Genomic DNA, 19223 nt, shown 5'->3' on the forward strand with positions numbered 1-19223 from the left:
GCCCTGTGCGCTACTCGCCGGTTGTGGAAAACCCCGTCACCCGAGGGGGTGAACCGGCCCTGCGGGAGCCGCCGATCACCCCACCGCCACGACAGCGCCACCGCGCCTCACCGCACCGGCGCCGCCCCCAGCACCCGTCCGTACTGCTCCCGCACCTCCCGGTACCGCAGCAGCTCGGCGGCCACCGGCTCCAGCACCCGCGCCCGTCCGCACCCGGCGGCGGCCTCCCGCAGCCGCCGTTCCGCCTCATCGCCGTACCGCCGTGCCGGACCGCGTGCCGCCAGCCGGCAGCCCCACTCGACAGCCGGACCACCGACGATGCCGATCACCATCAGCAGTACCGGCACCCCGAGATTCGGTGCCATGAAGCCGATGATCTGCCCCAACAGCCACAGCCCACCCACGACTTGCACCAGCGTCATGGAAGCCTGCGCGAGCACCGCCGCCGGCCACCAGCCCGGCCGCGGCGGTCGACCCGTCGGAGCCCCGGCCCGCACCGCCAGCTCGTCCAGCGCCTCGGGCAGCCCCTGCGCCCCCCGTACGGCCGCCTCGCGCACCGCCTGGGCCCAGGGCTGGGGCAGCCCCCTCGCCGCGCGCTCCGACAACGTACGCACGGCCTGCTCGACGCGCTGCCGGGCGGTGGCCTCCTCGTCCACGGGCGCCGTCAGGGCGAGCCGCCCCGTCGGGGGCTCGCTCCGGCCCTGGTACCAGCGCCACAGCCGCAGCCAGGGCGTCCCGCACGCCCGGTTGGCGTTGCGCAGCCAGGCGCGCTCGGCGGCCTCGCCCGCCGCGGTGGCACCGACGGCGTCCGCGAGGCGCGCGGCGAACTCGTCGCGCGCCCTCTCACTGAGTCCCGCGCGCCGCTGATTGGCGTACACCGGCCACAGCCGCGCGGCCGCCGCGTCCAGATCGGCGCGGACCCGACGGGCGGGCGCGCCCCGCTCGGCCACGAACTGTTCCAGCGCGTCCCGCAGTTCACCCACGCCGTCCCCGGTCAGCGCGGACAGCGCGAGCACGGCCGCCCCGGGTTCACCGTGTTCCCCGAGCGCGACGCCGTCCTCGTCGAGCAGGCGCCGCAGATCGTCGAGCACCTGGTGGGCGGCCTCGCCGGGGAGCCGGTCCACCTGGTTGAGGACGACGAACATGACCTCCGCGTGACCGGCGAGGGGCCGCAGATAGCGCTCGTGCAGGATCGCGTCGGCGTACTTCTCCGGGTCCACGACCCAGATGACCGCGTCCACCAGCGCCAGGATCCGGTCGACCTGTTCCCGGTGCTGCACCGCCGCCGAGTCGTGGTCGGGCAGATCCACCAGGACGAGGCCGCGCAACTGCGCCTCCGCCTCCGCGCTCTGCAACGGCCGCCTCCGCAGCCGTCCCGGAATGCCCAGCCGGTCGATGAGGCTCGCCGCGCCGTCGCTCCAACTGCACGCGATGGGCGCGGCCGTGGTGGGACGGCGTACGCCCGTCTCCGAGATCGCCACGCCCGCCAGCGCGTTGAACAGCGTCGACTTGCCGCTGCCGGTGGCGCCCGCGATGGCCACGACCGTGTGCTGCCCGGAGAGCCTGCGCCGCGCCGCCGCCTCGTCCAGCACCCGCCCGGCCTCCGCGAGGGTGGTGCCGTCCAGCCGGGTACGGGACAGTCCCACCAGTTCCCGCAGCGCGTCGAGCCGCGACCGCAGTTGCCCGTCGTAGGCGAGCGGGACGACCGTCTGTGCGACCGGGGCCCTGGTCTCCACCGCCGGCACGCGCTCGGCGGGCCCGGCCTCGCCGGCACGCCGGGCGATGAGCCCGTCGTCCCAGGGATCACCGGACTCCGTCCCCGCGGCACCCGGTTCCATGCGCGCGGACAGGCCCGGCCCTGGTTCCGTACGCGCGGGCACGCCCGGTCCCGGTTCCGTGCGTGCGGACGCGCCCGGCCCCGGTTCCGCACGTGCGGACAGGCCCGATCCCGGTTCCGTGCACGCGGCCACGTCCGACTTCGTACGCGCGAACGGGTCCCCTGCGGCCCCTCGGGACTCGCGGCTGGACACGCTGCCGCCGAAACGGCCGTCCACGCGCGCGTGGCCGTCGTTCTCGCCGCTCCTCGGACGCTCCTCACGACTCGACGAGGCCGGCGGACCGGCGACGGTCCTGCCCCGCCCTCCGACCGCGTCCCGTCCCCCGCCCCTCTCCGCACGCTCGGCCCCGGTGGCGAGGCCGTCGGCCCGGCCCTCGCCCTTCGCATCGACCATCTCGCCGACCTTCTTGCCGCACTCCCTGCCGGGCTCCTGACGGGCCGGCCTGTCGTCGCCCCTCTCGGGGACGTCGTCCCCGGTCTGATCCGTGTGGTCAGTGACGGCGGTCACAGCGGTCACCTCTCCTTCTGCAGTACGGACAGGGCGGCGATGAGTCGGGCCTGCGGTTCGGGTTGTACGTCGAGGGCGTCGAGCGGGGCGAGCCGGCGGTCACGCTCGGCGTCGAGAGCCCGTTCGAGATAGTCGGTGAGCAGCCGTCCGCCGCGGTCGCGCAGCCGTAGCGCGCCGTGCGCGCCGATCCGTTGCGCGAGCCCCTCCCCGGCGGACCGGGCCCGCCGGCCGCCGAGCAGGGCCGTGGCCCCCAGGGCGGCCACCACCTCCGTGTCCGGAGCGGTGCTCCGGTCGAGGTCGCGCACCTCCTCCTCGGCGTACTCCTCCAGGACACGCCGCCACCGCCGTACGGTCATCCCGATCCGGTGCTCGACGCTCTCCCCGCTCGTGTCACGTTCCGTCAGCCCGGCGGCCACGGCGACGGGTTCGCGGCTCCAGGCCTCCCCGACGCGCTCGTCGGCGGCGGTGACCGCGCACAGCAGCAGGGTGCCGAGGCTCTCGACGAGGGCGTCGAGCAGTTCACCCGCGGTGCAGTCGAGGGGGTAACTGCGCCACCGCTTCAGGGCGTCACCCGCGAGCACGGCCCCCGCCTGCAGACGCCCCTTCACGCGCGCGTGCTCGCTGTCGTACGCCGAGTCGACGGCGGCGGTGAGCCGGAGGGCGGCGGAGTACTGCTGGGCCGCCGCGCTCGCCAGCTCGGGCATCCGGGACCGCAGCGAGTCGAGGACGCCGTGTGCGGTGCGGGCCATGGCCTGGTCCCGGGCTTCGGGATCGGTCGCCTGCTGGATGAGCCAGGTGCGCAGCGGCGCGACGGCGGTGCCCGGCAACAGCCCGCCGCCCCAGGCGGACTCGGGGAGCTCGGGGACGGTGAACCGGGGTACGTCGCCGAGTCCGGCCTTGGTCAGCAGCGCCCCGTACTGCCGGGAGACTTCGGAGACGACCTGGTGGGGCACCCGGTCGAGCACGGTGACCAGGGTCGCCCCGTGCTCCTTCGCGGACCGCAGCAGGTGCCACGGCACGGCGTCGGCGTAGCGGGACGCCGTGGTGACCATCACCCAGATGTCCGCGGCGCAGATGAGTTCGGCGGCGAGTACGCGGTTGGCGGCGTCCAGGGAGTCGACGTCGGGCGCGTCGAGGAGGGCGAGACCGGGTGGGAGGCTGTCGGCGGTCTCGATGCGCAGGAAGCGCTCGCCGTTCCTGCCGCCGCCGTCGCCGTCGCCGTCCGGCGGGAACGCGTCGTCGCCCGGGTCCTGTCCGGGCTCTCGCGGTGGCGTCCACACGCGCGTGAGGTTGGGCAGGATCCGCATGCCGCTGAACCAGTGTTGGTCCTCGGGATGGCAGATCAGGACGGGCGTGCGGGTCGTCGGCCGCAGTACGCCGGCCTCGCTGACCTTCCGTCCGACCAGGGAGTTGACGAGAGTGGACTTGCCGGCTCCGGTGGATCCGCCGACCACCGCGAGCAGCGGTGCTTCGGGTTGTCGCAACCGGGGCACCAAGTAGTCGTCGAGTTGCGCGAGCAGTTCGTCGCGGTTGGCACGCGCGCGCGGGGCCCCTGCCAGGGGCAGCGGGAAGCGCGCGGCGGCGACACGGTCGCGCAGGGCGGAGAGCGCGTCGAGCAGCTGAGGCCGTACGTCCAAGGTCACCACATGCGAAGAATGCCCAATTTTGTGGACTTTCTGAAGCATATAAGCACGTCTGCGCGCCGACAGGACACACGGGACGGAGGGGACGAGAGGGGCGCAGGCATAACGAGTGCACAACACCCGGGGCCCGAGGCGGCAAAAGAGGTGCACGATTCGTACCTGCCTGCGATTATCAGGACCGCTTCACCGAACCTCCACATTGAGCCACGGAGGCGAAGCAACAGGGACAAGGACTCGGGAGCCCTATCCTTGTCCCCGGCAACGTCACGGATCAGCCCACACCCGGGCACCACGACAGAGGCCACCACACCCGGCCCCCGTAGCTCAGTGGATAGAGCAGGCGCCTTCTAAGCGCTTGGCCGCAGGTTCGAGTCCTGCCGGGGGCGCCCACACCCCGCCCTCCCTCCGGGAGGGCATTTCGCTGTCCGGGACCGCTTCACCACGCCCCGGAGTCACACCAGGCGATCAGCGGATGACCCAGCGTGCCGCGATCCGGAATGCGCGCCAAAGAGATGCCCTACGCATTCAAGCCTTGATCACACTTGATGGTGAGCCCCTCAAGATCACGCAACCGACAGCATCGAGGCCCCGGTTTTCCCAGGTGCTCATCAGAAGATCACCGCTTGGGCGGCGCGACCATGAAGGTGCCGACGGGGCGCGTATGCCCCCACTTACGCACCCCACGCGGCGGGTTGCCGCTGTGTCGTGGGGGCGGGGGTCGTGCTCGGCTTCTTCGCGTTCTTTCCGGGGCTGGCCCATGTCATCGACTGGGGAGCCGTTCTCGTGTCCCTGGTCGGCGGTGGGATCGCCCGGTGGGCGTGTCGGGCCCGGATGACGCAGGAGGGGGACAAGGAGTAGGCCTCGCGGCCTCGCTGCGGCTCCGTCAGGTTGTCAGGGGCGGTGTGTGAGGGCGGTCTCCGGGACCCAGTAGAAGCCGTACTGTCGGCGGAGGTGGCCCAGGTCCACCAGGTAGCGGCGGAGGGTCACATGGTCCACCGGGGCGTCCTCGCACCACGCGCGCAGCTTCTCGTTCACGGTGCGTTCGGGGTACTCGATGCCGGGCTCGAAGGTCCGTTCCGCCACGTACCGCAGGACGACCAGCTTCCGCTGCCACCGGGCCGGCAGCCGGACGAGACGCCCGTCGCGCACGAAGGTCCGCAGGACGGGGTCGGTTCGGTCCGTCGCCTCGGTTGCCACGGCCCTCTCGGCGCTCAAGCCCTCTGCTGACGCCTGCTTCTCCACGCCGTTCACTCCTCTGTCCCCTGTTCGGCCGCCGCCCCCGTCGCGTCGGACGCTAGCCGCCCGGCTCTCCTCGGCGCACCCCATTTCCCGTCGGCGCCCGGTGTCCGACGGCGCCGCTCCCACGCTCTCGTTCGGTAAGGGTGATCCCCCGATGAACGCCGTGACCCTCGGTGCGCGGGCGCGTTGAAGGGGCGTGCGGCCACGAAGAAGCGGTCGTGCTCACCGATCAAGAAGGAGAACGTGATGTCTCGCATCGCGAAGGCAGCCGTCGTCACGCTCGGCACGTCCGCCGTCGTGCTCAGCGGCGCCGGCCTCGCCTCGGCGGACGCGGGCGCCGAGGCCAAGGCCGTCGGCTCCCCGGGTGTCCTGTCCGGCAACGTCGTCCAGGTCCCCGTCAACGTGCCGATCAACCTGTGCGGGAACACGATCGACATCATCGGCCTGCTGAACCCCGCCTTCGGCAACGTCTGCGTCAACAAGAGCGACGACAACCACAAGGGCAACCCGGGCAGCCCCGGCCCGTCCGCCGGCTACGGCCACTGACGGGGTCGCCACCCCTGGCGCCACGGCAGTACCAGGAAGCCCCCGACGGTGTCACCACCGCCGGGGGCTTCCTGCTTCTCACCGTCCCGGAGCCCGTCGGCAGAACCCGCAGGGCAGAACCCGCAGGACGCAGGCAGAACCCGCCGACAGAGCGCCCGGCACTCACCCGTACCGGTACACGCTGCCGATCTCCTCCATCTGCCCCGGCGTCACGTTCCACGGCGGCATCCGCTCGTCGCGTGCGAGGATCCGCCCCCGCTGGGAGTCGCCCCGGGCCGGCGGCTTGGCCGGGAGGTAGCGCGCCCCCTTGTGCCGCCGCTGCCAGCGCGTCCACTGCAGGTCGATGAAGGCGTGGTGCAGCCAGAAGACGGGGTCGTTGACGGAGGCGCCGCCGACCATGTGCCCGCCCACCCACCGGTGCACCCGGTTGTGGTTGAGCCACGAGCCGTTGCCGGTCCCCTGCCCCCACCCTTCGAGGCGGTTGCGGAACCCTCCGCGGGTGACCGAGTTCCAGGGGGCCTTGTCGTAGACCGGCTCGGCGAGGGCCGCCTCCAGGTCACGGGCGGTGGGCAGGCCTACAGGGTTGCGGGGATAGCCGAAGTCCCGGGTGAGGTACTCGGTGTCCGTGAGCCCCTCCGTGATGGTCCACCCGCCCGTCCCGTACGCGAAGGGGCCGGTCATCACCCGCTTGTCGGAGCGCCGGCCGTTGCCGCCGAGCAGATCGGCCGTCCAGGGCACCGAGGTGGTCGTCCGGTCGCGCGTCCAGTCCCAGTAGGGCACGGACACCGAGTCGTCGATCCGGCGCAGCGCCTTCTCCAGCTCCAGCACGAACCGGCGGTGCCAGGGCAGGAAGGAGGGCGCCATGTGGGCCGTACGCAGACCGCCGTCACCGTCGGAGACGTAGTGGTCGATGTGCATCCGCACGAACTCGTCGTACTCACCGCGCTGTTTGAGCTGCAGCAGCGCTCCGACGAACCGCCGCCGCTCGCTGCGGGTGAGCGTGCTGACGTCCTTACGCGTGTAGGCCATGGCCGACCGCCCCCTCCACCACGGCCGCCACCCGCAGGCGCTGGGCCGTGCCCAACTCGTCGACGGCGGCGCGGGTCGCGTCCAGGGCCGTCGGGTACGAGCGGTAGTGGTCGATCATGCTCAGATACGTGCCGTCGGCCCGCCGCATCAGATGCAGCGGGCGTCCGTCGACGGTGACGTCCCAGGTGCCCGCGCCGGGCGTCCGAGCGCCCAGATAGGCGGCCTGGCCCGTGTCGGCCTTGGCGCCGCGGATTCGGCGGCCCCGGTACGTCTCGTCGAAGCCGGCCTCCTCGGGGCGCGCCGACCGGCGTGGCCACGCGGCGGCGACGACGGGGGCCACGGCCAGGGCGAGGGCCGACACCCCCAGGGCGCGCAGCGCGTTGCGGCGCGTTCTGTTCCGGTCGGCGGCGGGGTCCACCGTCACTCTGCTCGTCGCTCGGCTCGTCATTCTGCCGACGAACAACACTCTCTCCTCGTCGTGTTCGGTAGCGGTGACCCCCGGGCGGGCGGCCCGGGCAGGTACGGCCCGGGCCTCGTCCTCCGTGTCGCCGCGGGCTCAGACGAGCCCGAGGTTCGCGGTCGGCGCCGTCCGCAGCACCGGGGTGAGGACGGCCGCCTGGGGGTCCTTGAGGCTGGGCAGGCCCAGCGCGTCGGGGTTGGGCGCGGTCAGCGGGGTGTCCACGTTCAGCCCCGGGGTGAGGGTCCGCAGGTCGGCGGCGGGGGCGTCGACGCCGACCCGCTCGAAGCCCTCCCCGACGATCCGGGGCAGCGGGGTCTCGGCCTGGAGGCCCGGCAGCGCGGCGCCGAGCGGCACCTGCGGCAGCGTGCTGGCGGGCAGTAGCCGGCCCTCGACGTACTTCGGCCCCTCGGGGGCGCCGGGCGTCAGCAGCGGCAGTTCTCCGCCCAGCGTGGGCATCTTCACGTTCAGGGAGTGCTCCACGCCTTCGAGCGGTACGGGGACGGGTACCGTCTCGGCCGCGACGGCGGGGGCTGCGGAGGCGCCCACCGCGGCCGCCACACCGGTGACGACGGCGGCAAGGGTTCCTCGGGTGGTCGACTTCATCTCGGTACGGTCCCTTTCGGCAATGGGCGGATCCGTGGGTCGGCGTCCGTACCCGGTGAACGATCCGGAGTTCTCCCCCAGCGGAAGATTCGCCCGACTGCCGCAATAGTCCGAGAGGCTTATCGGCCCACTGGTCGGCTGGTCGGTCAGTCAGTTGGTCAGCTGGTCCAGAAATCCCACCAGCGGGTCAGGACGAGCATCCCGATCACTCCGAGGTGCATCACCGGGAAGACCCAGGTGAACTCGGCCAGGAAGCTCCTCGGTCCGGCCGGCACGGGCAGGAAACCCTCGCGGACGACGAACGACGTCACGTACCAGAAGAGGACGATCGTGGCGATCCAGGCCAGACAGCACCACAGACAGAGCGAGTTGATCCGGTACAGCGACTGGAACTGGAGCCAGGTCACGAAGCCGACCCCGAACAGCGTGCCCGCGTCGAAGGTCAGCCAGTACCAGCGCGGGAAGGCGGCCCCGGCCAGCAGGCTCGCGCCGACGCAGATGACGATGCCGTAGGCCACCAGACCGAGCATCGGATTGGGGAACCCGAAGGCGGAGGCCTGGTCGCTCTTCATGATGTTGCCGCAGGAGACGACCGGGTTGAGGCTGCACCCGGGGGTGAAGTCCGGGTCCTCCAGCAGCTTGAACTTGTCGAGCGTGATGACCCAGGAGGCGAGCAGCCCGGCCGCACCGGAGATCAGCAGCAGGATCGCGAAGGCACGGCTGCCGCCCGCCGTACGGGACGTGCTCGCCACGTCCGCCGCACCGGAGAAACCCGCGGCACCCGCCCGATCCCCCGACCGCCCTGCCGGGACGGACATCAGCCGCGCAGGCTGCGGGCCGGCAGGAGGACGTGCGCCGCGCTGGTCAGCGTCTCGGTGTCACCGGCGAAGGCGGCGAGGGCCTCGGGCTCGACGGGCATCCCGGGCTGGGCCTCGGGCCAGGGGCGGGTCGCGAAGAGCAGGTAGGCGAAGCCGCGTCGGCCGACGGCGGCGAGCCACTCCGGCGGAGCGGGGCACTGGGCGCTGAGCTGCGGCATCGTGACGACGGCCTGGCCCGCCTCGACGAGCAGGGTGACCGGCAGGCTGGGGTGGGCGGCGCCGTCGACGACCTTCTCGCCGATGGAGAGGCCGAGGCTCGTCAGCAGGTCCGCGACGGCGGCCGTGGAGCCCTCGGGGCCGCTCTGCCCGTCCCCCAGGGTGTAGGCGAGCAGGTAGGGCATGTCCCCGTCGGGGGCTTCACCGCTCCACGCCATGACCACGAGCGTGCCGAGGTCTGCGGGGCGGAAAGGGCGGGTTTCAGCGGAAGTTGAAGTCACCGCGGAACCCTATCCACGCCCGCCAAACGACCCGGCCGCGTTTTCACCCGACCGGGCGACAGCCGACGACCGACCACACGAACGAGGGACACGCCCTCGAACAGACAACGCGACCGGGACCGGCCCCGCGGCTTCGCGGAACCGGCCCCGTGGGACCGCGAGGAGAACGGTCAGCGCTGGAGGGGCAGACCGCCGAGGAGCTGGCCCGGACCGCCGGAGGAGTTGAGGGTCTTCGTCGCGCCGCTCACCGTGTGGAGCACGGAGTCCTTGTTCTCGGTGTCGAGCGCGTTCGACTGCTGCTGCAGGGGGGCGGGTGAGATGGGCTCCTTGAAGAGCGTGTTCACCGCGCCGTTGAGGCTGGTGGGCGTGACGTCCGTGGCGTCGTAGGCAAAGGCCGGCGCGGCGGCGCCAGCGATGGCCAAGGACCCGGCAACGACAGCGGCGGCCTTCAGGGACTTCATCGAGTTCCTCTCCTCGGGATACTGGAAGGACTGCGCCGTGTCCAACGAGCCCTCGCGCCGACGGAAACCCCGTACCGGACAGGTCATATCTGACGCCGAACAACAGGTCATACGAAAGAGCCGTCGGGCCGACCTCGACGACGACCGGCCCGACGGCTCCGCCCGGCTCCTACCGGACCGGCGGCACGGCGGCTCTCCCCGGCATCTACCGAACCGGCGGCACGGCCGCGGGCGGCGTCACCGGCAGGTCGGCCGGCGGCTGCACCGGCGGCAGGTCGGCCGGGACGGGCAGGCCGCTGCCGACCAGGATCGCGGCGATGACCTTGACCAGCGCGGTCACCACCCCGGTGACGGCGGGCAGGACCTGGGCGAGTTCACCGGAGGTGACCGCCTTGAGCAGGGCGTCGACCGCCGTCTGCAGGGCGGTGAGCGCGTCGGTCACCGGGTCGGCGGCGAGTCTGCCGACCGGCTGCGCGAGGCCGCGGTCGTACGCGGGCAGCGTGACGGGCAGCTGCGGCGCGGCCGGCACCGACGGCGCCGCCGGGACCGTGGGCGGGTTCGCGGCGGGCGGCGCCGGGGGCACGGCGGGCGCGGGCGGCGGGGCGGGAACGGCCGGAGTGACCGGTACGGCCGGGGCGTCCGGCACGGCGGGCGCAGCCGGTACGGCCGGGTCGGCCGGCAGTGCGGCCGGTGGGGTCGCCGGGGCGGCCGCCTTGGCCTTGTCGATGGCGTCCCGCACGGCCTTGCCCAACTCGGCCGTCTGTTCGGCGGAGAGCTGGCCGTTGTCCGCCTTGAGTGCGGCGTCGAGCAGATCGGTCACCGGCTTCAGTACGCCACCGAGGTCGCCCAGGCCCTTGAGCTGGGTGAGGAGCGCGTCCGCGCCGGGGACGGGGGCCGCCGCCGGCCGGGCGCGGTCACGCGTCGACTCGACGTCGGCCGCCAGGGCGGCGGGGGCGGTGACGCCGAGCAGGAGCGTGGCGCAGAGGGCGGGGACCGCGAGACGCCGTGCGGGCAGAGCACGCATGAATGTTCCTTTCAACGGTACGACGGATCGGCTTTTCGCCTTGTCTTTTCACCGTGAAATCGGTGTTCTCCGTCTGCAACCGAGGGACCCCATTCGGGGCAACACGAACCGGCCGCCCTCCCTGTGGGGAGGACGGCCGGTTCGTATGTCAACGTGCGAACGTCAGTCCGGGGACGTCAGTTTTCGAACGTCAGTCGTTGAAGCACTTGTTGCCGAACGCCGGGTTCAGCAGACCGATGATGTTGACGGTGTTCCCGCACACGTTGATCGGCACGTGAACCGGAACCTGCACGACGTTGCCCGACAGCACGCCCGGGGAGTGGGCGGCGAAGCCCTTCGCCTCGCTGTCGGCGGTGGCGACGCCGGCGGTGCCCGCCACGGCCGCGGCAGCAACGGAGGTCAGGGCCAGGCCCTTCGCGATACGCGACATGGAGAGGTGCTCCTTGGAGTTGATGCAAAAACACTCGGGCGGGGATGCCCGGCGCTGGAGTCAACGCGCGGCATGCGCCGGGGGTTGTGCCTCCAAAGGGGTGATCTCGCGAATCGCCTGCTTCACCGTTCCGACACAGTTGGCATGTTCCGCAAATAAATACGCACAGCGGGCTAGAGTTGCGCTCCTCCCGAGGCCGCCGCGGCCTTTATCAGATCCGCAGATATTCGACACCTCGACGGTCTGCGGAATTACCCCGACAAGCACCCGAACGAGCTCCCGAAAGGGCACCGACGGTCATGCGAATTAACCCGGGTCCTCTGCTGCGCCGCGCATGGGTGGGCTGCTTCACCCTCGTCGCCCTCTGCGGGCCCGGCGCTCCCGCGACGGCCGCCCCACCCGCGCCCTCTCCCGAGGCCGAACGCCTGGCCCTCACCCAGCGGTACCGGGCGCTGCAGCACGGCGGCATCGTCCGCGCGGCGAACTCCTCCATCACCTGCCGTACACGGGCGACCTCCGTGCCCCCGGCGGCCACGCCGTCGTGCGCCGAGGCGCGCGGAGGACGCACCGCCGTCAACGACGACTTCGACATGTTCTACATCGACGTCGACCGGGACCCGAACACCTACAACTCCAGCCGGGGCGAGGTCCTGCTGCCGCCGGGCGCGCGGGTGTCGTACGCGCGGCTGTACTGGGGCGGGAACCTGCGGGTCGGTGAGCAGAAGCCGCCGAAGGACAACGGGCGGGTGCTGATCGCGGAGCCCGGTGGCGCGTACAAGGAGGTGCTCGCCGACTCGGTGGTGGGGCACCGGGTGACACGGGACGCGGACGCGTTCCAGGCCTCGGCGGACGTCACGGAGCTGGTGCGGTCGAGCGGTTCGGGGCTCTACACGGTGGCGCAGGTCAATGTGGCGATGGGGCGCTCGGCGGCCGGGGCGTGGGGCGGCTGGACGCTGATGGTGGCCTACGAGAACCCGGCGGAACCGCTGCGGCACCTGGCGATGTGGGACGGGTTCGACACCCTCTCGACCGGCTTCGGCGCACTCCTGGCGAGCGGTGGGCAGGCGGTCCGGCTGAGCGGTGCGGCGCTGCCGGAACGGGCGCGCGGGACCGTCGGGCTGGTCGCGTACGACGGGGATCGCGGCAGTGCGGGCGACTCGCTCGCTGTTTCGACCGGGCGGGGTCCCGCCGTCGCGCTCGGGGACGCGGCCAACCCGAGTGACGACGTGTTGAACTCGACGATCAGCCAGCCAGGGGCGGTTCTCGCGGGGCGTACGCCGGCGTACGCGAACACCCTGGGATACGACTCGGACGTTCTCGAACTGAACGACGAAATCCGGCGCGGCGGTGACCAGTTGGCCTTCCGGCTCGTTTCGCAGCGGGACGCGGCTTGGGTCGGGGCGCTCTTCGTCGCCGTCGACGCCAAGCCGTGACGTGCGCCGCCCGGCGCCGCCCTTGAGCGAGGAACCCGCATGCAACTGTCACCATCCGACCCTCCGTCGCGGGTCCTGCATCTCACCCAGCCGGTCGACGGCGGCGTGGCGCGTGTCGTGACGGACCTGGTGCGGGCCCAGCTCGCCGAGGGCCTGCGCGTCGCGGTGGCCTGCCCCGACGGTCCGCTCGCCCCGGAACTGCGCGCGCTCGGCGCGGACGTACGGCGCTGGGCGGCCACCCGGTCGCCGGGGCCCACGCTCCTGTCCGAGGTGCGCGGGGTGCGGCGGATCCTCGACGACGTACGGCCCGACCTGGTGCACGCGCACAGCGCGAAGGCAGGGCTGGCGGGCCGGCTCGCCGTACGCGGGCGCGTGCCGACCGTGTTCCAGCCGCACGCCTGGTCGTTCGAGGCGGTGGACGGCGCGATGGCGGCGCTGGCGCTCGGATGGGAGCGAACGGGGGCGCGTTGGGCCTCGCGCGTGGTGTGCGTCAGTGAGGCGGAGCGGATCACCGGCCTGCGGGCCGGGGTGCGGGCGCGCTGGACGGTGATCCCGAACGGGGTCGACGCCGGGCGCTTCCACCCCGCCGCCGTCGACGCCGTGCGCGCCCAGCTCCCGCTGCTGTCCGAGCTCGATCCGGCGGCGCCCCTGGTGGTGTGCGTGGGACGGCTGTGCCGGCAGAAGGGGCAGGACGTGCTCCTCGCGGCCTGGGACGCGGTGCTGCGGCGGGTGCCGGGGGCGCGTCTGGTGCTGGTCGGGGACGGGCCGGAGGGCGAGCGGCTGCGGGCCCTGGCGCCCGAGGGCGTGCTGTTCGCCGGGGCCGTGACGAACCCGGTGCCCTGGTACCAGGCGGCCGATCTGGTCGTCCTGCCGTCGCGGTGGGAGGGCATGGCGCTGGCGCCGCTGGAGGCCATGGCGTGCGGACGGCCGGTCGTGCTCACCGAGGTGGACGGGGCCCGCGAGAGCCTGCCGTCCGGCCAGGAGCCGGTGCCCGTCGAGGACCCCGCGGCGCTCGCCGGGGCCGTCGCCCGGCTGCTGCTCGACCCGCTGCTGCGGGAGTCGCTCGGCCACCAGGGACGCCGACACGTACTGACCACGCACGACGTACGGCACACGAACGAGGCCGTCGCGGGCGTGTACCGCGAACTGCTCGGCGGTGCGGACGGCCGACGCGGGGAAGCCACCGAGTGCAGGGAGTCCATCCACACGTGACTGCGGAACGTACGGAAAGCACCGTCCCCTCCTCCGGTGGACAGCAACGCGAGTTCGGCGGCGCGTCCGTCTCGGTGGCCCCGCCGCGCGAGACCGTCGGCGGTCTGACCTTCCCGGCCGGCCGGCGGCCCGTCGCCCGGCCTCCCTCAGGGCTGCCGCTGCTCGCCGCGGACGGCGGCGCGGCCCTCCTCGCGGTGCTGGCCCTCACCGGCGACACGACCCCGGGGCGCCCCCTGATGGCGGCCGCCCTGGCCCTGGCCGTGGCGTGGCTGAACACCCGGGCGCACCTCTACCGGCCGCCCGCCGTGCCCGCCGTGCTCGACGAACTGCCCGCCGTGTGCGGGCGGATCGTGCTCGGCTGGTGCGTGCTCGGCGCCGGTGTGGCCGCGCACTCCCCCGATCACGCCCTCGCCGCCCATGAGCTGGCCCTCGGCTGCGCGTTGCAGTCGGTGGCGGCCTGTGTCGGCCGGGGCACGGTGCACCGGCACCGGCGCCGGACGCTGCTGAGGCGCCCCGGGGCGGCCCTGGTGGTGGGTCCGGTGGCGACCGCGCAGCGCGTGGCCGCCGCGTTCCTGCGCTACCCGGGGTGCGGCATCCGGCCCGTCGGGGTCGTCGCCGACCAGGGCGGCCAGGGCGAGGGCCTGCCGGTGCTGACCACCGCCGAGGAGGTACGGCGGGCCGCCCTCCAGAACGGCGTGCAGGCCGTGCTCGTCGTCGGCTCGCGCACCGAACGCGCCCCGCTGCTGAAGTCCCTGGAGGACGGCGGCTGCGCGCTGTGGGAAGTGGACGCCGAGTCCCCCTCGTACGACCGGGACGGCTCGACCGAGTTGCTCGCCGGGTTCGCCTGCCGTCGGCTCGAACTGACGCGCAGCCATGAGTCCGTCGGCAAGCGGCTGGTGGACGTCGTCGTGTCCGGGGCGCTGTTGCTGCTGGTGAGTCCGCTGCTGCTGGTGTGCGCGGTGGTGCTGCGGCTGAGCGACGGACCCGGTGTGGTGTTCCGGCAGGAGCGGATCGGGCGGGACGGGCTGCCGTTCACGCTGCTGAAGTTCCGCACCCACCGGCCGGTCGACGCGCACGAGGCGGCGACCCGGTGGAGCGTGGCGAACGAGCAGGAGATGGGCTGGTTCTGCCGCTTCCTGCGGCGCACCTCGCTGGACGAGCTGCTCCAGCTGTGGAACGTGCTGCGCGGCGACATGAGCCTGGTCGGCCCGCGCCCAGAACGGCCCTACTTCGTGGCCAAGTTCGGGCAGACCTACCCGGGCTACGCGGCCCGGCACCGGATGCGGACCGGCATCACCGGGCTGGCCCAGGTCACCGGTCTGCGCGGGGACACCTCCATCGAGGACCGGGCCCGCTTCGACAACACGTACATCGACAACTGGTCGCTGTGGCAGGACTTCTGCATCCTGGTCCGCACGGCCGCCGCGCTCGTCCGTCCGACGGGGAGCTGACCGTGACGTCTGTGCGCGCTGCGGCGCCCGTCCTGCCCGTGGTCGCCGTGGTCGCCGCGCTCGCGCTGCCGATCACACCGGGCGCCGAGGGCGGCGCGACCCCGGCCGACGCCGTCTCCGGCCTCCTGGTGCTGTGGTGCGCCGTACGGCTGCTGCGGGACCGGCGGCGGCCCCTGACCCCTGCGGCGGCGGTGGTCCTCGGGCTGCCGGTGATCGGGCTCGCGCTGGCCGCGGCCGGGGCCGGCGACCCGGGGGCCGGCGTCGCCGGGTTCGGCCGGTACCTCCAGGTGTTCGTGCTGGTGCCGATGGCGGTCCTGCTCTGTGTCCGGAACCGGTCCGACTTCCGGGTGGTGGCCTGGTCGTTCGTGGGGCTCGCGCTGTGGCAGGGCGCCGTCGGGGCGCACCAGTACGCCACCGGGACCGGGGCCAGTTACGCCGGTGAGGACATCCGGGCCGTCGGGACCTTCGGGGCCGGCGACGTCATGGGGATGGCGACCGTGGTGTCGTTCGGGCTGGTGAGCGCGGTGGGTCTCGCGCTGGCGCCCGCGACGGCGAAGCAGCGGGCCTGGGCGCTGGTCTGCTCGGCGCTGCTGGTGCTGCCGCTCGCGGTGTCGTTCAGCCGGGGCGCGTGGATCGCCACGGCGGTGGCGTGCGGGCTCCAGGTGGTGCTGGCCGGGCTGCGGCGGGCGGTGACGGTCTTCGCGGCCGTGGCCGCCGTGGGTGTGGTCCTCGTCGGCGGGCTCGGCATCGGGTCCACGATGCTCCAGGAGCGGATCAGCAGCATCACCCGGGTCGCCGACGCGCCGGACCAGTCCGTCACCGACCGGTACACCATGTGGGCCGCGGCCGTCGGCATGTGGCGCGACCAGCCGCTGACCGGCGTCGGGTTGAAGGGCTTCCCCGAGCACCGCGACAGCAACGCCTCGCTGGCGCTCTCCTCCGGCAGCGACATCGCGGGCGCCGGCACGGCCTACCAGAAGCAGCCGCTGCTCTCCCCGCACAACATGTACCTCCTGGTCCTGAGCGAGCAGGGCCTGATCGGGCTCCTCACACTCGGCGGCAGCTGGCTGGCCCTCGGGGTGTGCGGCGTGCGGGGCCTGGTCCGGGCCCGCCGGAGGACCGGTGTGGCCGGGCGGGACTCCGGGGAGCGCGGGAGCGGGACCGGGGGGATCGACTGCGGGCTCGTGGCGTGCGGGCTGGTCGCCTGGGTGCTGGTGGACTTCGCTTACGCGGACATCGGCGGGCCGACGACCGTGCTGACGGCCGTGTGCTTCGGGCTGGTGGGCTGGTGGGCGCTGGCCGACCGGACCGCCACGGGGGACGCGCCGGCCCGGACCGCCCCGGCCCGCGTGCCCGAGGAGGCCGGGGCACGATGACGACGACCCCTCCTCCGGCCCCGCACGGGACACCACCGCCGCCACCGCGGCCGACGCGACCGACGCCCGGGACGGCCGGGACGCCCGGGACGCCCGCGGGCCCCGACATCGCCGACCTGACGACGGCAGGCTCCGCCCCCTCCGCGTCCGCTGTCCCCGCGTCCTCCCCCTCCGTGCCCGCCGTCCCCGTCGCCATCCCCTCCGTGCCCGGTGCACGCGAGGCCGATCTCTCCGAGGTCGCGCCGCCCAGCGGGCGGTTTCTCGCCAAGGCCACACTCGTCACGGCGGCGCTCACGGCGGCGGCGGCCCTGCTGGGACTCGGCCGCGACCAGGCGCTGTCGTATCTGTTCGGGGCCGGCAGCGAGACGGACGCCTTCCTGGTGGCCTGGACGGTGCCGGAGTTCGCGGCGACGCTGTTGATCGAGGACGGCATGGCGTTCGTGCTGGTGCCGGCGTTCAGCGTGGCCGTGGCCCGCCGCGCCCGGGGCGGCGTGGGCGACCCGGTCCGCGCCCTTCTCGCCTCGACGCTGCCCCGGCTGACGCTGGCGTTCGTCACCGCGGCCATGCTGGTGATCGTCGGCGCGCCCTACCTCGTCGAGGCACTGGCCCCCGGTCTGCCCCACCCCGAGCTGGCCGTCGACTGCACCCGGTTGACCGGCACCTGCGCCCTCTCCTTCGGCCTCGCCGGCTACTGCAGCGCGGCCCTGCGCGCGCACCGCCGGTTCGTGGCCCCCGCAGCGATCTACGTGGCCTACAACGTCGGGATCATCACGGCGATGTTCGTGCTCGGCGGACGCTGGGGCGTGCGGGCGGCGGCGCTGGGCGTCGCGGTGGGCGGCGTGCTGATGATCCTGACCCAGCTGCCCTCACTGCTGCGCGCGCTGCGCCGCAGGGGCCGGACACTCGAACCGCACGAGGCACCCGTGGTGGCGGCCGAGCCGTCCCAGGCACCCCAGACCCCCCTCACCCGGCCGTCCGACCCCACCCGCCCCGTCGAGTTCGCCCTCATCAGCACCGTCCTGCTCTTCGCGCTCTGCCGTCAGTCCCAGGTCCTCATCGAGCGTTTCCTCGGCTCGACGCTGCCCGCCGGGGCCATCTCGCACCTCAACTACGCGCAGAAGGTGGCCCAGATCCCGATGACGTTCTCGCTGATGCTGTGCACCGTCACCCTCCCGGTGGTGGCGCAGGCGATGGCGGAGGGCGACACCGAGCGGGCCCGCAACCGGGTGGAGAAGGATCTCGCGCTGGTGTCGTGCATCGTGCTGCTCGGCGCGGCGGCGATCTTCGCGTGCGGCCCGCAGATCATCGAACTGCTCTTCCAGCGCGGTGCGTTCACCGCGCGGGACACGGCCGCCACCGCCGCCGTGATGCGGGTCTACGCCCTCGGGCTGCTCGGCCACGCCCTGGTGAGCGCGCTGGTCCGCTCCTACTTCTCGGCCGGCCGGCCCACCTGGTACCCGCTGCTCGCCATGGCCACCGGGATCGTCGCGACCTCGTGGATCGGCGCGGCCACCGTCGGCTCCTGGGGCGTCCTCGGCATCGCCGCCGCCAACGCCGTCGGCATCACCCTGACCGCCCTGCTCCTGCTGCACGGCATGGGCGGCCGGGCGGTGCCGATCCGCACCCGGCAGGTGGTGACCGAGATGAGCCGGCCCGTGCGGGCGGCCGTGGCCGCGGGCGTGGTGGGGATGTACTGCGCCGACCGGATCGACTCGGCCGTCCTCGGTCTCGCCGTCGGCGGCGCGGTCGTCGCCTTCGTCTTCGTCCTGCTGGCCTGGGCCATGGACGCCTCCGGCGTCACGCCCGCACTCCGTTCCGTCACACGAAGGCTCGCCGATGTCCGTATCCGCTGACCGCCCGCCCACCCCGGCCGAACGCCCGCCCACCCCGGCCCGGCGCACGCCGGTCCCCGTCGGCCCGGGACCGGCGGGGTCCGCCGCCGCGCCTCTCTGGGTGGCCATGTACCACTCGGTGGGCGACTGCTCCGACGACCCGTACCGCGTCACGGTCTCGCCCGACCGTCTCGACGCGCAGCTCGACTGGCTGCGGCGGCGGGGGCTGCGCGGGGTCGGCATGGCCGAGCTGCTCGCCGCCCGCGCCCGGGGCGAGGGCCGGGACCTGGTGGGACTGACCTTCGACGACGGGTACGCCGACTTCGTCGAGCACGCGCTGCCGCGCCTGCGGGCGCACGGCTGCGGGGCCACGCTCTTCGTGCTGCCGGGACGGCTCGGCGGCGAGAACGCCTGGGATCCGCTGGGCCCGCGCAAGCCGCTCCTCGACGAGCGGGGCATCCGGAAGGCCGCCGGGGCCGGGGGCATCGAGATCGGCTCGCACGGCCTGACCCACATCGACCTCACCCAGGCGGACGACGAGACCCTGCGCGCCGAGACCGCCGACAGCAGGACGCGGCTCGGGGAGCTGCTCGGTGCCCCGGTCCAGGGCTTCTGCTATCCGTACGGCACCCTCGACCAGCGCGCCGCCGACGCCGTGCGGGACGCCGGGTACGCCTACGCCTGCGCCATCGACCCCGGCCCGCTGAACGGCCCGTACGCGCTGCCGCGCGTGCACATCGGCGAGGAGGACACGGCCCTGCGGCTGCTGCTGAAGCGGAAGCTGCACCGGCTGCGCCGGCGTCCCGTCGAGGGGGTCTGAGGCC

The 19223-nt window shown here is 73.5% G+C and carries 18 protein-coding genes and 1 tRNA gene; 8 read left to right on the forward strand and 11 right to left on the reverse strand.

Annotation, left to right across the window (positions count from 1 at the left end; translation table 11 throughout):
- Nucleotides 1–107: 107 nt before the first annotated feature.
- Together ACZ52C_RS35755 and ACZ52C_RS35760 are read right to left on the reverse strand one after the other, a co-directional pair.
- A complete protein-coding gene (locus ACZ52C_RS35755; RefSeq protein WP_469078695.1) occupies nucleotides 108–2354 on the reverse strand; it encodes a GTPase in 2247 nt (748 codons plus the stop codon).
- Nucleotides 2351–4030, reverse strand: coding sequence for a dynamin family protein (locus tag ACZ52C_RS35760; RefSeq protein ID WP_469078696.1), 1680 nt, complete (start codon nucleotides 4028–4030; stop codon nucleotides 2351–2353). Before ACZ52C_RS35760 ends, ACZ52C_RS35755 begins: the two co-directional genes overlap by 4 nt.
- A gap of 271 nt (nucleotides 4031–4301) precedes the next feature.
- Between ACZ52C_RS35760 and ACZ52C_RS35765 the strand changes: the two genes are divergently transcribed.
- A tRNA-Arg gene (locus tag ACZ52C_RS35765) sits at nucleotides 4302–4374 on the forward strand.
- A gap of 505 nt (nucleotides 4375–4879) precedes the next feature.
- Here the strand turns inward: ACZ52C_RS35765 and ACZ52C_RS35770 are convergent.
- Complete coding sequence (locus ACZ52C_RS35770; protein WP_469078697.1) at nucleotides 4880–5230, reverse strand: DUF2087 domain-containing protein; 351 nt, start codon at nucleotides 5228–5230, stop codon at nucleotides 4880–4882.
- Between the two features lie 243 nt (nucleotides 5231–5473).
- On the opposite strand from ACZ52C_RS35770, the gene ACZ52C_RS35775 reads away from it, so the two are divergent.
- Entirely contained in the window at nucleotides 5474–5773 is a 300-nt protein-coding gene (locus ACZ52C_RS35775; RefSeq protein WP_469078698.1) for a chaplin, read from the forward strand.
- 162 nt (nucleotides 5774–5935) lie between these two features.
- Here ACZ52C_RS35775 and ACZ52C_RS35780 read toward each other — a convergent pair whose 3' ends face one another.
- From ACZ52C_RS35780 to ACZ52C_RS35815, 8 genes are all read right to left on the reverse strand, one after another.
- Entirely contained in the window at nucleotides 5936–6802 is an 867-nt protein-coding gene (locus ACZ52C_RS35780; RefSeq protein WP_469078699.1) for a tyrosinase family protein, read from the reverse strand.
- Complete coding sequence (locus tag ACZ52C_RS35785; RefSeq protein WP_469078700.1) at nucleotides 6786–7226, reverse strand: tyrosinase family oxidase copper chaperone; 441 nt, start codon at nucleotides 7224–7226, stop codon at nucleotides 6786–6788. The genes ACZ52C_RS35780 and ACZ52C_RS35785 overlap by 17 nt, the downstream gene beginning before the upstream one ends.
- Nucleotides 7227–7358: 132 nt before the next feature.
- On the reverse strand, nucleotides 7359–7865 hold the full coding sequence (locus ACZ52C_RS35790) for a hypothetical protein (RefSeq protein ID WP_469078701.1): 507 nt from the start codon (nucleotides 7863–7865) through the stop codon (nucleotides 7359–7361).
- A 158-nt stretch (nucleotides 7866–8023) separates the two neighbouring features.
- Complete coding sequence (locus ACZ52C_RS35795) at nucleotides 8024–8683, reverse strand: vitamin K epoxide reductase family protein (RefSeq protein ID WP_469078702.1); 660 nt, start codon at nucleotides 8681–8683, stop codon at nucleotides 8024–8026.
- Nucleotides 8683–9180 carry a DUF5949 family protein gene (locus tag ACZ52C_RS35800; protein WP_469078703.1) on the reverse strand — a complete coding sequence of 166 codons (498 nt, stop codon included), beginning with the start codon at nucleotides 9178–9180 and terminating at the stop codon, nucleotides 8683–8685. The genes ACZ52C_RS35795 and ACZ52C_RS35800 overlap by 1 nt, the downstream gene beginning before the upstream one ends.
- 170 nt (nucleotides 9181–9350) lie before the next feature.
- Complete coding sequence (locus ACZ52C_RS35805; RefSeq protein ID WP_045557605.1) at nucleotides 9351–9641, reverse strand: hypothetical protein; 291 nt, start codon at nucleotides 9639–9641, stop codon at nucleotides 9351–9353.
- A 205-nt stretch (nucleotides 9642–9846) separates the two neighbouring features.
- A complete protein-coding gene (locus ACZ52C_RS35810) occupies nucleotides 9847–10665 on the reverse strand; it encodes a hypothetical protein (protein ID WP_469078704.1) in 819 nt (272 codons plus the stop codon).
- Between the two features lie 190 nt (nucleotides 10666–10855).
- Nucleotides 10856–11095 carry a chaplin gene (locus ACZ52C_RS35815; protein WP_319099416.1) on the reverse strand — a complete coding sequence of 80 codons (240 nt, stop codon included), beginning with the start codon at nucleotides 11093–11095 and terminating at the stop codon, nucleotides 10856–10858.
- A 299-nt stretch (nucleotides 11096–11394) separates the two neighbouring features.
- Here ACZ52C_RS35815 and ACZ52C_RS35820 point away from each other — a divergent pair, with 299 nt between their 5' ends.
- The 6 genes from ACZ52C_RS35820 (at nucleotide 11395) to ACZ52C_RS35845 (ending at nucleotide 19219) form a co-directional block, all read left to right on the forward strand.
- A complete protein-coding gene (locus ACZ52C_RS35820) occupies nucleotides 11395–12528 on the forward strand; it encodes a DUF3344 domain-containing protein (protein WP_469078705.1) in 1134 nt (377 codons plus the stop codon).
- A 39-nt stretch (nucleotides 12529–12567) separates the two neighbouring features.
- Nucleotides 12568–13740: a glycosyltransferase gene (locus ACZ52C_RS35825; RefSeq protein WP_469078706.1), complete on the forward strand. Its 1173-nt coding sequence runs from the start codon at nucleotides 12568–12570 to the stop codon at nucleotides 13738–13740.
- On the forward strand, nucleotides 13737–15191 hold the full coding sequence (locus tag ACZ52C_RS35830; protein WP_469078707.1) for an exopolysaccharide biosynthesis polyprenyl glycosylphosphotransferase: 1455 nt from the start codon (nucleotides 13737–13739) through the stop codon (nucleotides 15189–15191). The genes ACZ52C_RS35825 and ACZ52C_RS35830 overlap by 4 nt, the downstream gene beginning before the upstream one ends.
- An 11-nt stretch (nucleotides 15192–15202) precedes the next feature.
- Nucleotides 15203–16567 carry an O-antigen ligase family protein gene (locus tag ACZ52C_RS35835; protein WP_469078721.1) on the forward strand — a complete coding sequence of 455 codons (1365 nt, stop codon included), beginning with the start codon at nucleotides 15203–15205 and terminating at the stop codon, nucleotides 16565–16567.
- Nucleotides 16564–18420, forward strand: a complete 1857-nt coding sequence (murJ, locus tag ACZ52C_RS35840) for a murein biosynthesis integral membrane protein MurJ (RefSeq protein WP_469078708.1) — start codon at nucleotides 16564–16566, stop codon at nucleotides 18418–18420. The genes ACZ52C_RS35835 and murJ overlap by 4 nt, the downstream gene beginning before the upstream one ends.
- 106 nt (nucleotides 18421–18526) lie before the next feature.
- The gene (locus tag ACZ52C_RS35845; protein WP_469078722.1) at nucleotides 18527–19219 is read left to right on the forward strand and encodes a polysaccharide deacetylase family protein; all 693 of its coding nucleotides are present in this window, start codon (nucleotides 18527–18529) and stop codon (nucleotides 19217–19219) included.
- Nucleotides 19220–19223: the final 4 nt, after the last annotated feature.

The sequence above is a fragment of the Streptomyces sp. NPDC034049 genome, assembly GCF_055575575.1.

Excerpts from the sequence above, each read along its gene's own strand:
- ACZ52C_RS35760 (WP_469078696.1), bottom strand. The coding sequence starts at position 4,030 with ATGCTTCAGAAAGTCCACAAAATTGGGCATTCTTCGCATGTGGTGACC.
- ACZ52C_RS35775 (WP_469078698.1), top strand. The coding sequence starts at position 5,474 with ATGTCTCGCATCGCGAAGGCAGCCGTCGTCACGCTCGGCACGTCCGCC.
- ACZ52C_RS35780 (WP_469078699.1), bottom strand. The coding sequence starts at position 6,802 with ATGGCCTACACGCGTAAGGACGTCAGCACGCTCACCCGCAGCGAGCGG.
- ACZ52C_RS35790 (WP_469078701.1), bottom strand. The coding sequence starts at position 7,865 with ATGAAGTCGACCACCCGAGGAACCCTTGCCGCCGTCGTCACCGGTGTG.
- ACZ52C_RS35795 (WP_469078702.1), bottom strand. The coding sequence starts at position 8,683 with ATGTCCGTCCCGGCAGGGCGGTCGGGGGATCGGGCGGGTGCCGCGGGT.
- ACZ52C_RS35805 (WP_045557605.1), bottom strand. The coding sequence starts at position 9,641 with ATGAAGTCCCTGAAGGCCGCCGCTGTCGTTGCCGGGTCCTTGGCCATC.
- ACZ52C_RS35810 (WP_469078704.1), bottom strand. The coding sequence starts at position 10,665 with ATGCGTGCTCTGCCCGCACGGCGTCTCGCGGTCCCCGCCCTCTGCGCC.
- ACZ52C_RS35815 (WP_319099416.1), bottom strand. The coding sequence starts at position 11,095 with ATGTCGCGTATCGCGAAGGGCCTGGCCCTGACCTCCGTTGCTGCCGCG.
- ACZ52C_RS35820 (WP_469078705.1), top strand. The coding sequence starts at position 11,395 with ATGCGAATTAACCCGGGTCCTCTGCTGCGCCGCGCATGGGTGGGCTGC.
- ACZ52C_RS35825 (WP_469078706.1), top strand. The coding sequence starts at position 12,568 with ATGCAACTGTCACCATCCGACCCTCCGTCGCGGGTCCTGCATCTCACC.
- murJ (WP_469078708.1), top strand. The coding sequence starts at position 16,564 with ATGACGACGACCCCTCCTCCGGCCCCGCACGGGACACCACCGCCGCCA.
- ACZ52C_RS35845 (WP_469078722.1), top strand. The coding sequence starts at position 18,527 with ATGTACCACTCGGTGGGCGACTGCTCCGACGACCCGTACCGCGTCACG.